Annotated in this window: 13 protein-coding genes; all 13 read left to right on the forward strand. The window is 49.5% G+C overall.

The genetic code is table 11. The features are described from left to right. Positions 1–25: 25 nt before the first annotated feature. The 13 genes from tdh (at position 26) to K6T22_RS05615 (ending at position 15,213) form a co-directional block, all read left to right on the forward strand. Positions 26–1,114 (forward strand): L-threonine 3-dehydrogenase, encoded by a 1,089-nt coding sequence (tdh, locus tag K6T22_RS05555; RefSeq protein WP_053452910.1) that lies wholly within the window; start codon positions 26–28, stop codon positions 1,112–1,114. After that, complete coding sequence (locus K6T22_RS05560) at positions 1,114–2,289, forward strand: glycine C-acetyltransferase (RefSeq protein ID WP_238239317.1); 1,176 nt, start codon at positions 1,114–1,116, stop codon at positions 2,287–2,289. Before tdh ends, K6T22_RS05560 begins: the two co-directional genes overlap by 1 nt. Positions 2,290–2,433: 144 nt before the next feature. Next, on the forward strand, positions 2,434–4,050 hold the full coding sequence (locus tag K6T22_RS05565) for an alpha/beta hydrolase (RefSeq protein WP_425293154.1): 1,617 nt from the start codon (positions 2,434–2,436) through the stop codon (positions 4,048–4,050). Next, entirely contained in the window at positions 4,047–5,501 is a 1,455-nt protein-coding gene (locus tag K6T22_RS05570; protein ID WP_238239320.1) for a phytoene desaturase family protein, read from the forward strand. Before K6T22_RS05565 ends, K6T22_RS05570 begins: the two co-directional genes overlap by 4 nt. A 124-nt stretch (positions 5,502–5,625) precedes the next feature. Then, positions 5,626–5,913, forward strand: coding sequence for a hypothetical protein (locus K6T22_RS05575; RefSeq protein WP_238239321.1), 288 nt, complete (start codon positions 5,626–5,628; stop codon positions 5,911–5,913). Between the two features lie 105 nt (positions 5,914–6,018). Next, positions 6,019–7,287, forward strand: coding sequence for a DUF445 domain-containing protein (locus tag K6T22_RS05580; protein WP_238239323.1), 1,269 nt, complete (start codon positions 6,019–6,021; stop codon positions 7,285–7,287). Beyond that, positions 7,284–8,111 (forward strand): DNA-3-methyladenine glycosylase family protein, encoded by an 828-nt coding sequence (locus K6T22_RS05585; protein ID WP_238239325.1) that lies wholly within the window; start codon positions 7,284–7,286, stop codon positions 8,109–8,111. The genes K6T22_RS05580 and K6T22_RS05585 overlap by 4 nt, the downstream gene beginning before the upstream one ends. Before the next feature lie 111 nt (positions 8,112–8,222). Further along, positions 8,223–8,660: a YlbF/YmcA family competence regulator gene (locus tag K6T22_RS05590; protein WP_053452916.1), complete on the forward strand. Its 438-nt coding sequence runs from the start codon at positions 8,223–8,225 to the stop codon at positions 8,658–8,660. Positions 8,661–8,722: 62 nt separating this feature from the next. Continuing rightward, on the forward strand, positions 8,723–11,254 hold the full coding sequence (gene mutS / locus K6T22_RS05595) for a DNA mismatch repair protein MutS (RefSeq protein ID WP_238239326.1): 2,532 nt from the start codon (positions 8,723–8,725) through the stop codon (positions 11,252–11,254). 10 nt (positions 11,255–11,264) lie between these two features. Then, on the forward strand, positions 11,265–13,097 hold the full coding sequence (gene mutL, locus K6T22_RS05600) for a DNA mismatch repair endonuclease MutL (RefSeq protein ID WP_238239327.1): 1,833 nt from the start codon (positions 11,265–11,267) through the stop codon (positions 13,095–13,097). Positions 13,098–13,527: 430 nt separating this feature from the next. Next, a complete protein-coding gene (locus tag K6T22_RS05605; RefSeq protein WP_238239328.1) occupies positions 13,528–13,917 on the forward strand; it encodes a CidA/LrgA family protein in 390 nt (129 codons plus the stop codon). After that, a complete protein-coding gene (locus tag K6T22_RS05610; RefSeq protein WP_238239329.1) occupies positions 13,910–14,593 on the forward strand; it encodes an LrgB family protein in 684 nt (227 codons plus the stop codon). The genes K6T22_RS05605 and K6T22_RS05610 overlap by 8 nt, the downstream gene beginning before the upstream one ends. Before the next feature lie 101 nt (positions 14,594–14,694). After that, a complete protein-coding gene (locus K6T22_RS05615) occupies positions 14,695–15,213 on the forward strand; it encodes an AAA family ATPase (protein ID WP_238239330.1) in 519 nt (172 codons plus the stop codon). Positions 15,214–15,243 lie beyond the last annotated feature (30 nt).

Genomic DNA, 15,243 nt, shown 5'->3' on the forward strand with positions numbered 1-15,243 from the left:
ACTTCCGAGAAGGAGTCGGGGAAAGATGACGAAATTAGTAACGACGGTAGAAGAGACAGCAACGACGAAAACGATGCGTGCGCTCGTCAAAGAAGAGCGTGGATTTGGTGCAACATTGAAAGAAGTACCGGTGCCCGTACCGAGTCGTGGGGAAGTCTTGATTCGTGTCGAGGCAACATCGATTTGTGGGACGGACGTGCATATCTATGAGTGGGATGCGTGGGCAGCTTCACGTGTCAATCCACCGTATGTTTTCGGTCATGAGTTCTCAGGCGAAGTCGTCGAGCTCGGAGAAGGCACAAAACGTTTGAAACTCGGTGACCGTGTCTCGGCTGAGACGCATATCGTCTGCCATCAATGTAAACAGTGTCTACGTGGTCAATACCATATCTGTAAGAACACGAAGATCATCGGTGTCGACACGCAAGGCTGTTTTGCGGAATACGTCGTCATGCCGGAAGAAAACCTCTGGGTCAACCCGGAAGACATGCCAGCAGGAATCGCCTCGATTCAAGAGCCGATGGGTAATGCCGTTCATACTGTCCTCGCAAGTGATGTCAGTGCCAAAACGGTCGCGATCGTCGGTTGTGGTCCGATTGGTCTGATGGCGGTTTCGGTCGCGAAAGCAGCTGGTGCTGCGGAAGTCGTCGCAATCGACGTTAACCCATATCGTCTTGAGCTCGCACGGACGATGGGAGCGGATGTTGTCATTGATTCACGTCATGATGATGTCTTAGAGCGAATCGAACGCATGACCGACGGCGACGGGATTGATGTCGTCTGTGAGATGAGTGGTCATCCTGTTGCAATCCGCCAAGCGTTCGAGATGGTGACGGCAGGTGGGGACGTCAACATCCTCAGTCTGCCGGTCAAACCGGTCGAAATCGATTTGACGAATCACGTCGTCTTTAAAGGAGTCCGTGTGCAAGGGATCACGGGTCGGAAGATGTACGAGACATGGAGTCAAGTCTCTGCTTTCTTGTCGAGCGGGAAAGTCGATGTCCGACCATTGATCACACACACGTTGCCGCTTGAGCGGTTCGAAGAAGGATTTGAATTGATGCGTCAAGGGAAATGCGGGAAAGTCGTATTACAACCAAGGGGGACGAATTAATGGGATTTGAACACTTACGGACAGAATTAGAAGAGATGAAACAAGCGGGCACGTTCCGCAACCTCGTGGCACTCGAAAGCGCACAGCATAATCGCGTAACAATCGACGGGAAGGAACTGATTCAACTCTCGTCTAATAACTACCTCGGACTAGCAGCACATCCGCGTCTCGCAGAAAAAGCTGCAGAAGCAGCGCGGACGTTCGGTGCCGGAACAGGATCGGTTCGGACGATTGCCGGAACGCTCGAGATGCACCAAGCGTTTGAGCGGGAACTTGCGACATTTAAACATACGGAAGCAGCACTCGTCTTCCAGTCAGGTTTTGCAACGAATCTCGGTGTTTTATCGGCACTGCTCGGTCCTGAAGACGTCGTCATCTCGGACGCGTTGAACCATGCGTCGATCATCGACGGAATCCGTCTGACGAAAGCGAAACGTCGGATTTACAACCACGTCGACTTAGCGGATCTCGAAGCAGCATTACAAGAAACGCAAGATGCACGGACGCGTCTCGTCGTCACGGACGGTGTCTTCTCGATGGACGGGAACATTGCACCACTTCCGGAAATCGTGGAATTAGCTGAGCGATATGATGCGCTCGTCATGGTCGATGATGCGCATGCTTCAGGTGTGCTTGGGAAAGCGGGACGCGGTACGGTCAATCACTTCGGTCTTGACGGACGCGTTGCCTTGCAAGTCGGTACGCTCTCAAAAGCCATCGGTGTTCTCGGCGGATACGTTGCGTGTGAGCAGCACGTCAAAGATTACCTGATCCATAAAGGACGTCCGTTCCTATTCTCGACATCACATCCACCAGCAGTCGTTGAAGCGAACCGCGAAGCGCTCCGCGTCATGGAAGAAGAATCGGTTCTCTTTGATCGCCTCTGGGAAAACACGGAATTCTTCAAACAAGGATTACGCGATCTTGGATTCGATATCGGTACGTCAACAACACCAATCACACCTGTCATCGTCGGGGATGAAGCACGTTGCCACGAGTTGTCGGACCGCTTACGTCAAGAAGGTGTCTTTGCTCAAGGCATCGCCTTCCCGACGGTTGCAAAAGGAAAAGCACGTGTCCGGACGATCGTGACGGCGGAACATACGCGTGAAGATTTAACGACGGCGCTTGCAGCATTCGAAAAAGTTGGTCGTGAATTAAACTTGATCGGTTGATGCTGATCACGGACGAACGTCGTCCGCATACTCTCAGGCAGTGGGTCATCGACCCGCTGCCTGCTGTGCGTCCTGACAGCAGAATCAAAGTTGACCGTTTTTACTTTTGCGAGATAGGGAATACGAATGAGGAAAGGATGTGACCTGATGAGTACGAAGAAAAAAGGGATATTGCTCTCATTTTTGATGCTGACACTGCTCCTTGGGGGTTGTATTCGCATCCAGTACGATGCGACGATTCATACCGATCAGAGTGTCACCTTAAAGACGACATATGCCGCGAAGGAACATCCGGTTGCGCGTTTATTGAATCTGAATCCGAATTGGAATAGTTATGTCAAACAGGCAGAAAAAAATGGCTATGCGGCGAAGACGTTCAAGACGAAGGATGACTACGAAGGTATCCGGATGCAGAAGACGTTCGCAAACTTCAAGGATATGACGTCGATCAAGGACGAATGGAAGACGGGGATCGGTGGAATTCTCATTCCCCCTGATACGAAGTTCGACATGAAAAAATCAGATGGTTTTTGGTTTGATACGTACCGACTCGATACGAATATTGATCTCAGCATCGATCGGTTGAATATCAAAGGTTATCAACCGACAGGACAGGTCAAGAAACTCGCCGATCGTTATATTCGTCAGGCCGATATCGAAATCAAGCTCCACGGTCCGAAAGTGATTGGTCTTCAAAACGGTGAAAAAATCGACTGGTCGAATTATCATGATGTGTCGTGGAAATTATACGGGACGAAAGCGAACCAGCTACAATTAATTGCTTACGTGCCGAACCCGACAGGTTGGATCATTACCGGCATCGTATTGTTGATTGGTGTCGGATTATTCCTCTACTGGGTGTTCCATCGTGTCCGTAAACTACGGCGACAACAATTGAAGACGATCAGCATCTCACTTCTCGTGTGCTTGATTGTTGGAGGCGGGGCGTGGTGGCTGTTTGCAGAAGATACGTCGAGTGCTCCACCGCCAACACGTCAGATCGTCACGCAAGGAAAAAGCGAAATCGTGCCGACGTTCCTCGTTCATGGATTGTTCGGGACGGAGCGGACGTTCGTTCCGATGATTCAGAACTTCACGAATAAGAAAGTCGCCGATGACGGAGGACGATGTGACGTGACACGTTCAGGTAAGGCGACCTGTATCGTCAAACCTTCATCGACCGGTTACCCGCTCGTCCGAATCGTCTTCGCGGATGATGAGGCAAGTCTTGCCGACCAACAAAAGTGGTTAAATGCGGCAATTGCCGCTTATGATGCGAAACAAAAAGCGACCTTTGCTGATATCCAACTTGTTGGACATAGTATGGGTGGTGTCGATGTCGTCGCCTATACGGTGCAAGAAGAGATGCCGTATCATGTCCGAAAAGTCGTGACGCTCGACTCACCGATTGCTGGGTCGGATTATGCGAAGCTCGGATTGACGCTCGCGCCACTCGGAACGAACACGAACAGTCCTGCAATCCGTGATCTTGCAAAAGGTTCGGCGGCGATGAACAATTTAACACAACGGCTTGAGACGTGGCCCCGTGACGTGCTTGTCTATTCGTTCGGTGCAAAGGGCGGTGACTTCAATCTGATTTCTTTAACTAGTTCGTTTGCACTTGAGAACTACACCGATAACATTCAAACGAAATCCTATAAGTATGATCACTTTACAATTCATCGCCGGGAGCCAGTCTTCCGCGAAATCCGCAATTTCTTGTTTAAAGAAAATCAGGTCACGGAGGAGGAGCCATCATGAAACACGTCGCTATCGTCGGCGGAGGAATCGCCGGTCTAACGGCTGCAGCACTGATCGCACAAGAAGGACATGCCGTTACCGTGCTTGAGGGGAGTCGCGAATGGGGAGGATCTGCTGGAAAGTTCACACGCCGAGAGCTGACCTACCCAGTGGGGGCGACGCTCGGGATGGGATTTGAGCCAGGCGGGATTCATGCCCGCGTTCTCGACCATCTCGGGGTGACGCATCGTGTCGAATCGCTTGCCGTCGTCATGACGATTCGCATCGAAGGACATACGATTCATTATTATCAAGATCGTCATGCTTTTCTGTCCGAGTTGACGTCACATTTTCCAGAGCAGGCATCGTCCATTCATGCCTTCTTCGCTGAAATCGAGCAAATTCATGAGGCCATTCGCCCCTTAATGGCAGAACTGCCAGCGTTACCACTCCAAGATTTATCTGACGTAAAACGATTAATCCGTCACGCGAAAAGCGCGGTTCTCTTACCGTATTTCCCGCTGACGATTGGTCATCTATTACGGAAGCATCAGCTAGCAGATACATTGTTCGCACAAGTGATTGATGGAATCTTGCTCGACAGCATGCAGACAGGGCAAGAAGCGTCGGCATTACTTGGAGCTGTCGCCTTATCGATTTATCATGAGGGTGCTTATTACGTCCCTGGGGGGTTATACCGACTTGCTGAACAATTAAAAGAGAATGCAGAGGCAAACGGTGCGACGTGTCTACTTGGACGAAAAGTCACGTCGATTCGAACGACACCGGATGGTTTTTTGATTGAAGACCGTCGAGGACGGCTGACGATCGCAGACGACATCATCTGTGCGGTTCCACTTGAAAGCATTCGGGAAGTCGTCAGTGCAAATATGCAAAAAACGCTACGGAGGACGTATCGTCGACAAGAAAAATTACAGCAGTGGGCGACCTTTACGTATTACGCGGCGATTCCGGAGTCAGTCATCGTCTCAGACGAAGCGTTCCGACAAGTTCACGATCCGTCCTTGCCTTCCGGTCACGCGTTCATCTCTCTCTCCCGAACGGATGACCGGTTACGCGCACCAGTCGGTCAACGGACACTGACGATGTCGTGCCATGTTCCGATTGGTGCGTTTGATAAGACGGACCGGGAACGTTACGACGAACAAGTCGAGACGATGTCAGCGATCTTCGAAGCGATTCTTGAACAACAGTTTCCTGGTTTTAAGCAACAGGCAATCGAACGGCATCCGGGTGGACCGGGTGCGTGGGTTCGCTATACGTTTCGTCCGGATGGTGGAGTCGGCGGATATCCGCAACGTCCGAGCACGAGCCTGTTGTTTGCGGCACCGTTTCGAACAGGCATCAACGGGTTCTTTGCGATTGGTGATACGATCTTCCCTGGTGCTGGGACGATCGGCGCGACGACGTCAGCGATTCATGTTGCCCGACAGTTTGGCGTCAGAATATGAGAAATCGTTGTAAAATGATGAAAGAAGCGACGCATCTGTCGCTTTTTTCACATTTGAGGATTATGATGAGGAAGAGTCGGGAACATGATATCCATGAAGAGAAAGAGAGAAGGAGTGAAAGACCATGGAGACGTTCGAGCAAAAATGTCAGTCGTTCATTCAGGAACGACGACCTGAAGTCGGTCCGATTCAATTCGAGTCAGCGCGGACATTCCTCAATGCACGCGGGTTAAGTGTCTATGAACGGATTTATCAAGGGAAAGAAGAAGTACGATTAGCGTTCGTTGAGCAGACGAACGGACATCAACTCGTTTCTTTAATGGAAAACACATTCGGCAACGGACTGGTCTATTTCGTCTCAACGGCAACCGCGACATGGGATGGCGACCGTTTTGGTGAATACACGTTTTAAGTACATAGAGAGTCCCAGTCGATGACTGGGGCTCTTTCGTGTCGAAACCTAATTGGATTTCGATTCGTAAGGTAGATAAGTGACTCAGTTGAAGGAGGAAACGATGTGTCATCACTTGAACAACCTAAAACATCGACACGGCGGCTTGCGACCGTCTCGTTGATTTTCATGGCGGTCGGATTCGTCGTCTCATTGCCATTTAAAGAAAATGCCTGGGTCTTTTGGCTCCAGAGTGGGTTTGAAGCAGGGCTCGTTGGTGGGATTGCCGACTGGTTCGCCATCACGGCGCTGTTTCGGCACCCACTCGGCTTAAAGATTCCCCACACGAACCTGTTGCCAAAAAATCGGGAACGGGTCATCGAGTCGATCGTTCATATGCTCGAGACGGACTTACTGAATAAAGAAAGTATCGTCGCGAAACTGCAGCATATGACGCTTGCGGACCGTGTCATCAAAATCTTACGCTCGATTCTTGTTTTGCCTGCTTTTCGAGCGACCGTTACCGAACTGATGATTGGTCTGATTCGAAAGTTGCCGAAAGACGCGATTCTTGAATTCGCGGATACACGATTAACGGAAACGATTAAAGCGTATCCGTCAAGACGGCTGGCTGTCCGTGCGATGGAATTGAATGAGGAACGTCGACTTGATGAGTGGTTGATGGATCAGTTACTCGGTTATGGACAACGCCTGCTTGAAGATCCGATCATTCGCGACCAAATCGGACGGCTCGCCTATACAGCGATGATCGACCAAGAAAAGAACACGTTCTTACGAGTGACGGCACGAACCGTGCAAAAAGTCTACTCAGAAGAGAAACTCAGTCTGGTCATTCAAGGCGTCTTGTTGACAGTCATTCAAGATATGCGACAAGTCCATCACCCAAATCGTTTAGCGATTCTTGATCATCTGCGTCGTAATCTGGCACAGTTATCAATCGATGAAGACCGTCTCGCGAAAATCGATGCCTGGAAGGCAAGCGAAGTCGACCGGTTTGACTTTACTCCAGTCATTGAACGTGCTTATGACGCTGGATTACTTGAACTCGAACGCTATTTGACGTCAGATGCCTTTTGGACGGAACGGGCGATGCCAATGCTTTCCCGTGCGTTAGACGACTGGGAACAGCATCCGACATTCAAGGATAGCAGTGATCAGTGGATGAAGGAACAACTCGTTCGCTTCGTCGAGCAAAATCACCAAAAAATCGGTGGACTCGTTCGTGAGAACTTGAACCGCTTCGATACGGAAACATTGATTCATATGATCGAGGATAAGGTCGGCAGTGACTTGCAGTGGATCCGGGTCAACGGGGCATTGTGCGGATTCATCATCGGTTTGATCCTCGGTGCAATCAAGTTGTTCGTCGGATGAGCCGGTGGACGTATGACCTGGCCTTGTCGGAAGCATTTGATTTCAAAGGAATCGTCTCTCGTTTGACAGAAGACCCGTTACAAGTCGAGCGTGCAGGGCGTCTCGTCGTTCCGGTGTTCATCAATGAACAGGCGTACCTTGCAACGATCGAAGCGATGGACGCCTGGACGCTGCGGGTCGACGGGACAGGACCGAAAGAAACGATACTAGCACAATTAAAGCGACGTTTTCGTCTCAGTGAGCCGAATCCCGCGAAACGTCTCAAGGCGACATCGTTACACGCGATCGTTGAACGATTTGGTGACGAACGACTCGTTCTTGACCATTCGCCGTTCACGGCGCTGATCCGTTCGATCATTCATCAACAGATCAACTTATCGTTTGCGCATACGTTGACGGAACGGGTCTTTCGAACATTTGGGACGGTCCAGGACGGAATCATCCTACCACCGATACCACGCCAACTAGCAGTAGCAAATCGAGAAGATTTGCTTGCCTTACAACTATCAGGACGTAAAGTCGATTATCTGCTTGGTGTAGCAAAGGCAGACATTGATTACGAGGCCTTAGCGGCAGCGACCGATGCAGAAATCGCCGAGACACTGATTGCTTTAAAAGGCGTCGGACCATGGACGGTTCAAAATGTCTTAATGTTCGGGTACGGTCGTCCGGATCTATTTCCGGCATCAGATATCGGGATTTTACGCGCTTTCGAACGATTACTTGGGTACCGACCATCAGTGGAAGAAGCAACACGACTAGCCGAAGAATTTGCTCCTGTTCGCAGTCACGCCGCCTATCTGTTATGGCGTTCGATTGAATAAGGAACTATTCTTGTCACTCTATCGCGAGAACGGTATAATGAATGCGACAGAACGAGGAATCGTTCAGAATGCTAAGGGAAGCGACGTGTTCGCTAACGATAGAGGGGACGAATGTGGATGTATACAGATGAACAAATCATCGAAAAAGCTAATGAAATCGCTAAAATGATTTCAGAGACACAGGAAGTAGAACGGTTCAAAGCGGCAGAAGCTAACATCAATGGAAATGAAAAAGTCCAAAAGATGATGAAACAAATCAAGTTCCTTCAAAAAGAGGCAGTCAACTGCCAACATTACGGCAAAACAGAAGCACTCGCACGTGTCGAAGCGAAACTCGATAAATTGTTCGCTGAGCTCGATGAGATGCCTGTCGTCCAACAGTTCCAAGAAACGCAAGAAGAAGTCAACGGACTTCTCCAATACATCACGGTGACGATCTCGAACGGGATTACGGATCAAATCATCGAAGCGACGGACGGAGATGTTCTCGCTGGTAAGACAGGTAGCGGCATGGAAGCAGAAAACAAAAGCGGCGGTTGCGGCTACTAATCACGAAATGAACGAAAAGCCGACGGACATCCGTCGGCTTTTTCTACGAATGAGGTGGAAGAATGGAAGCAGTACACAACACTCCGATGATGAAACAATACTTCTCGATCAAGGCGGATTATCCGGACGCCTTTCTGTTTTATCGGCTCGGAGATTTTTATGAATTATTCTTTGAAGACGCAAAAAAGGTTGCTCATGAGCTGGAATTGACGCTGACAGCGAAAAACGGGAAGAACGCCGAGCATCCGATTCCGATGTGTGGTGTACCGCATCACGCAGCAAACGGCTATATCGAACAGTTGATCGAACGCGGCTATAAAGTAGCACTATGCGATCAAGTGGAAGACCCGAAGTTGACGAAAGGGCTTGTCAAACGTGAGGTCATCCAAGTCATCACACCAGGAACGTTGATGTCTGCTTTGACGGAAAAAGAGAATCGGTACTTAGTCGCGGTCGTCGAACAGGACGGTCGTTTTGGGATTGCCCGCGGAGATGTCTCAACAGGTGAGAGCGCCTTGACAAGCGTTGCGACGCTAGACGGTGTAGTTAAGGAACTGAGTATCATTCTGCCACGAGAGATCATCATCACGACAGAGGAACACGAGACGGCGCTTGCGCACTTACGGATTCCGCTAACGCATAGTTCGCGGCGTGAATCGCATCCACACGGCGATCGCGCCATTGATACGGCACAAGCGGAAGCCTTTGCCGTCCTCTATGCCTACATGCACGATACACAAAAACGGGCGTTGACGCATCTACAACCAGCCGTCGTTTATGAAGCAAGTGACTTCATGCAACTTGAGCCAAATACGGTCAAGAACCTTGAACTCGTCCGTTCAGCACGGACCGGGGACAAAAAAGGATCGTTGCTTGGTTTACTTGACGTGACAGGAACAGCGATGGGTGGACGAATGCTAAAACGTTGGCTCGAAAAACCGTTGTTATCGGAACGCGTCATCACGGAACGACTCGACGCCGTTGAGGAACTGTTGCAACACTATTTTGAACGTCAGCAATTAAAAGATACATTACGCGAGGTGTATGATCTCGAGCGACTCGTCGCAAAAGTCGGTTACGGAACAGCGTCCGCTCGCGATCTCGTGCAATTGAAGTCGACGTTACGGCTGATTCCGCGTATCCAGTCGGCGCTTGAAGAGATGATGAGCGAACGTCTTGGTCAACTCAGCCTTGGACTCGATCCGCACGACGAGTTAAGCGATTTGCTCGATCGTGCCTTCGTTGAAGCACCACCAATCTCAACAAAAGAGGGTGGGATGATCAAAGCTGGTTATTCAGCAGATCTCGACGAGTTACTCGTCGCTTCAAAAGACGGGAAGACGTGGCTTGCGACGCTTGAAGCAAGCGAACGGGCAGCGACAGGGATCAAGACGTTGAAGATTGGCTACAACCGCGTCTTCGGCTATTACATCGAGGTATCGCGTGCCAATGCGAAACTCTTACCAGAAGGACGGTATGAACGGAAGCAAACACTCGCCAATGCTGAACGTTATATCACACCGGAATTAAAGGAAAAAGAAGCGTTGATTCTTGGTGCGGAAGAAAAAAGTGTCACGCTCGAGTACGATCTCTTCTGCGGGGTACGTGACGAAGTTAAAGGACACATCGAAAGCTTACAACGGGTTAGTCGCCGGATCGCAGAACTCGACGTCCTCGTTGCACTCGCGGAAATCGCTGAGACGCACGACTACGTCCGACCGATCACGACGACGGGACGAACGGTTGATATTCAGCAAGGACGTCACCCGGTCATTGAGACAGTCTTACCGCGCGGTGAATACGTCGCGAACGGAATCACGTTAAACGAAGGACGCGAGATGTTGTTGATCACTGGACCGAACATGTCCGGTAAATCCACATACATGCGACAATTCGCGTTGATTGCCTTATTGCATCAAATCGGCTCGTTCGTACCAGCCGCTCAAGCGGAACTCCCGATCTTCGATCAAATCTTCACCCGGATCGGGGCAGCGGATGACCTGGTCAGCGGACAGTCGACATTCATGGTCGAGATGGTCGAAACACAAGAAGCGTTGACGCGTGCAACGGATCGGTCGTTGATCTTGCTTGATGAAATCGGGCGCGGGACGTCGACGTACGACGGAATGGCACTGGCGCAAGCAATCGTTGAACACATTGCCCGTCATGTCGGAGCGAAGACGTTGTTCTCGACCCATTACCATGAATTGACGGTGCTCGAGGAATCGATTGATCGACTAGCAAACGTTCACGTCCGTGCTGTCGAACAAGACGGACGCGTCGTTTTCTTGCACGAAGTACGCGATGGAAAAGCCGATCAATCGTACGGGATTCACGTCGCGCGTCTAGCTGATTTACCAGACAGTTTGATTGAGCGAGCGCAAGTCCTCTTGTCTGAGTTCGAGCAGGCAGAACCTGTTCCGGTCACGGCACCTGTCAAAGCTCCTGTTCAGGAGGAGCAAATCGATCAACTCAGCCTGTTCTCAGAAGCAGATCCATTACGTGAGACGATGGCTAGTCTTGATTTGATCAACATGACGCCACTTGAAGCACTGAATACGCTATATCGTCTACAAGCTGAAGCGAGAAAGTGAGGAGAATGCAGTGGGAATCATTCGTGAATTATCCGACAGTTTAGCGAACCGGATCGCGGCAGGAGAAGTTGTTGAACGTCCCGCATCGGTCGTTAAGGAATTGGTTGAGAACGCGCTTGATGCTGGTGCGACACAAATTGATGTCGAGCTTGAAGAAGCGGGAATGAAACGGATGACGATTCGCGACAACGGACATGGATTTTATCCGGATGACGCCGAACTGGCTTTTGTCCGTCACGCGACGAGTAAGATCAAGGACGAGCATGATTTGTTCCGGATCAAGACACTTGGTTTTCGCGGAGAGGCACTTGCCTCGATCGCATCTGTCAGTAAAGTGACGTTGAAGACGAAACGCGAGGATGCAGAAGGAATTCAAGTGACGCTTGAGTACGGTACGGTCGTTCAGCGGACACCAGCTGCGATGAACCGCGGAACGGAACTGACGGTTGAAAATCTATTCTTCAATACACCGGCTCGTTTGAAATACTTGAAGACGACACATACGGAGCTTGCCGCGATTACGGACGTCTTGAATCGAATGGCGTTTGCCCACCCAGAGGTTAAACTCCGGGCAACCCATGAAGGGAAAACACTAATCCAGACGAATGGATCAGGAGACGTCCGGCAAGCACTGGCGAGTGTCTATGGTCATCAAACGATCCAAGGAACACTGATTGCGAAAGGATCAAACGCTGACTATCAATTGACCTGCCATCTGGTCAAACCAGAAGTGACCCGTGCCTCGAAGAATTACATCACGTTGATTCTCAATGGACGTTCGGTTAAAAACTTTGCGCTGACACAAGCCGTCTTGAACGGTTATCATACGTTGTTGCCGATCGGGCGTTATCCGATTGCTGTCATCGAGGTGGAGATGGATCCACTATTGATTGACGTCAATGTCCACCCGGCGAAACGGGAAGTCCGTCTCTCAAAAGAGATGGAACTTTGTCAATTGATCCAGGAGACGATCAAGATGACGCTCAGCCGAGAAACGTTGATTCCGAAAGTGACACCACCAAAACCGAAAAAGGATCCGAGCAGTCAAGAAAAGCTCGACTTCTCTTATGTCGCGGAGCCAGTTGAAGAGACGTCTTCACGAGCAGTCTGGAATTATCCGATTCCGAAAAAACCACAGGAAGATGATCGACCAGCTGTAGAAAATCCATTGCCATTTGGCAATGAGGACAATCTGTTCGAGCCAAGCGAATCGATCAAACAGGAAGTTGTCGCACCAATCGAGGAACGACCTGCGCGTCCACGTTTTCCGCATCTTGACGTCATCGGTCAACTTCATTCGTCGTATATCGTCTGTGCCGGGGAAGACGGTATGTATATGATTGATCAACATGCGGCGCAGGAGCGTATTAAATACGAGACGTACAAGGTCATGTTCGGTCGACCACCGGAGCAACGTCAGCAATTATTGCTCCCTTATACGTTTGAAATTTCATCGGACGACATGAAACGAATGGATGAAGTCCTTCCGTTACTGGAAGATGTCGGCATCGAGTTCGAAGCGTTTGGTCCACAAAGTTTTATCGTCCGAGAAGTTCCGACATGGTTCCCGTCCCATCGTCAGGAAGAGACGATTCAGGAGTTACTTGACGAAGCGTTGATGAAACGAAAAATCGATCTCGAGACGTACCGGGAAGATGCAGCGATCATGATGGCGTGTAAGAAATCGATTAAAGCGAATCATCCACTGAACGACGAAATGATGCGCCGATTGATTGATGATCTAGCGAAAACAGAAATGCCGTTCACGTGCCCGCACGGACGTCCGGTCATCATCGAATGGACGACGTATGAACTTGAGAAGCTATTCAAACGAGTCATGTAAGAGAAATAGACGATACCGTTCAGGTGTCTCAGATTATAGAAAAGAGAGCTGACTCAAAAGTCAGTTTCTACAAAGAATGACGCGTCACACGCAACTCCTACAGGAAAAGCGCATTTATGCGCTTCAGAGACAAATAAGACCCGCTTTCCTGCTTGAATAAAGCAGGAAAACTGGCTTGTGTCTCGCCTGAGGAAAGTGCGTGAAAAGACGCTTCATTCTTTTTTTTGAGTCAGCATCTTTCTCCTTTTCGTTCATCTCGAATCATTTTTTGTACTGATACACGACTGACTAGTTTTTGTTTGTGCTAATACAAAAAAGGAATAGATTTTCATGAGAACGTTTACTTCACTTGATTAACTAGATTTCATTGATTGTTGAGGAAAAGAGGCGGATAATAAAACCCGAAACTGTTAACAAGGGGACCTTTATCATGCTTTCACGCGTTACGCGTATCATTCAAATCATTGCTCAAATCGCACTCATTTTTTGTTTTTCACTCAGTGGGGACTGGGTGAGCGAAACCTTCGAGTTACCATTACCCGGCAACATCATCGGCTTGATTCTTTTATATGTCGCGTTAAAAAGTCGCCTAATTCCGCTCTTTGCCGTTGAACGGGGCGGAACATTCCTTCTGTTCGTCATGCCATTGTTCTTTGTTCCAGCATTGTCCGGAATCATGGATTATACAACATTTCTCCGGACGTCCGGTTTACAGGTCGTATTGATCGTCGTCGTCAGTAGTCTGCTGACGTTGGTTGGGTCAGCGTATATCGTTGATCGGCTAGCACATCGAAAAGAGGCGGTGACACGACATGAATGAGGCACTATTTTGGATCATCCTATCGATTGTATTGTTTAGCATCGCGATGTTCATCTATCAACGTTATCCTCGTGTCTGGACGTTACCGATCCTGACGGTGACGGCAGTTCTGATCTTAATTCTCGTCTACTCTGGGGTCTCGCACGCAGAATACATGCAAGGTGGTCAGTATCTGTCGAAGATGCTTGGACCAGCGATTACGGCATTTGCGATTCCGCTCTACCGGGTTCGTCATCATGTTCGGCGCTTTTTACCGGAAATCGGACTTGGTGTTCTCCTTGGAACATGTATCGCCATGACCTCTGATTTGTTACTTGGTCTATTGCTTCATCTCGAGCGAACGACGAATCTCGCCTTGTTACCGAAATCGGTCACGTTACCCGTCGCTTTAGCGATTTCACAAAAAGCAGGTGGTACGACGACGCTGACGGCAGCATTCGTTTTACTAACCGGATTGACGGGATCGATCGTTGGTCCCAAATTAATGACGGGCTTAAAGATTCGGCATTTCGTCAGTCGCGGAGTTGGACTCGCATCGATTGCTCACGTCATGGGTGCGACGAAATCGATGAGTCTCGATCAACGCGAGGGGGCGGTCGGACTGTTGACAATGGTCTTAACGGCAGTTTGTGCCAGCGTGCTCGCACCGTTTTTAATTACATGGTTATATGGTTGATCACTCTGTTTAAAAGCAGAGTGATTTTTTTATAGCCGATTGAAACTTGTCTTCTTGTTTTTCAGTATAGTAAAACAGAAAACAGAGTGGAGGAAACTAAAATGATCATCTGGATTAACGGTACGTTTGGCGTCGGTAAAACGACAGCAGCAACTGGATTACAACAACGCTGGAGTGGCTCATATATCTTTGACCCAGAAGAGACAGGTTATTTTTTACGGGCGCAACTGCCGGAAAACAAAGACGATTTTCAGGATGAACCGCTTTGGCGCACGTTTAATCGACAACTACTCGAACAGCTCAATACAGAAGATGCCCGAATCATCGTGCCGATGACTTTGACGAACCCGGAATACTTTCAGGAAATCATCGGAACGTTACGCGACAGTGGGCATGATGTCCGTCATATTGCACTGATGGCAAAGGAGGCGACCGTCAAACGTCGACTCGTCAGCCGTCTTGAAAGTCCGAATTCATGGGGTGGAAAACAAGCGAAGCAACGTTTGCGTCAACTGTCTGATCCACTGTTCAGCCAGCAGATTAAGACGGACGATCTGACAAAAGGACAAATCGTTGATGCCATTGCCCTTGTAACTGGCATTGAACTCTCGCCTGCCTGAGCAGACAGGATTCAAGATGGAGGTTTCCGG

This window comes from Exiguobacterium acetylicum, from assembly GCF_022170825.1.
In the GTDB taxonomy this organism is placed as follows: Bacteria; Bacillota; Bacilli; order Exiguobacteriales; family Exiguobacteriaceae; genus Exiguobacterium_A; species Exiguobacterium_A acetylicum_B.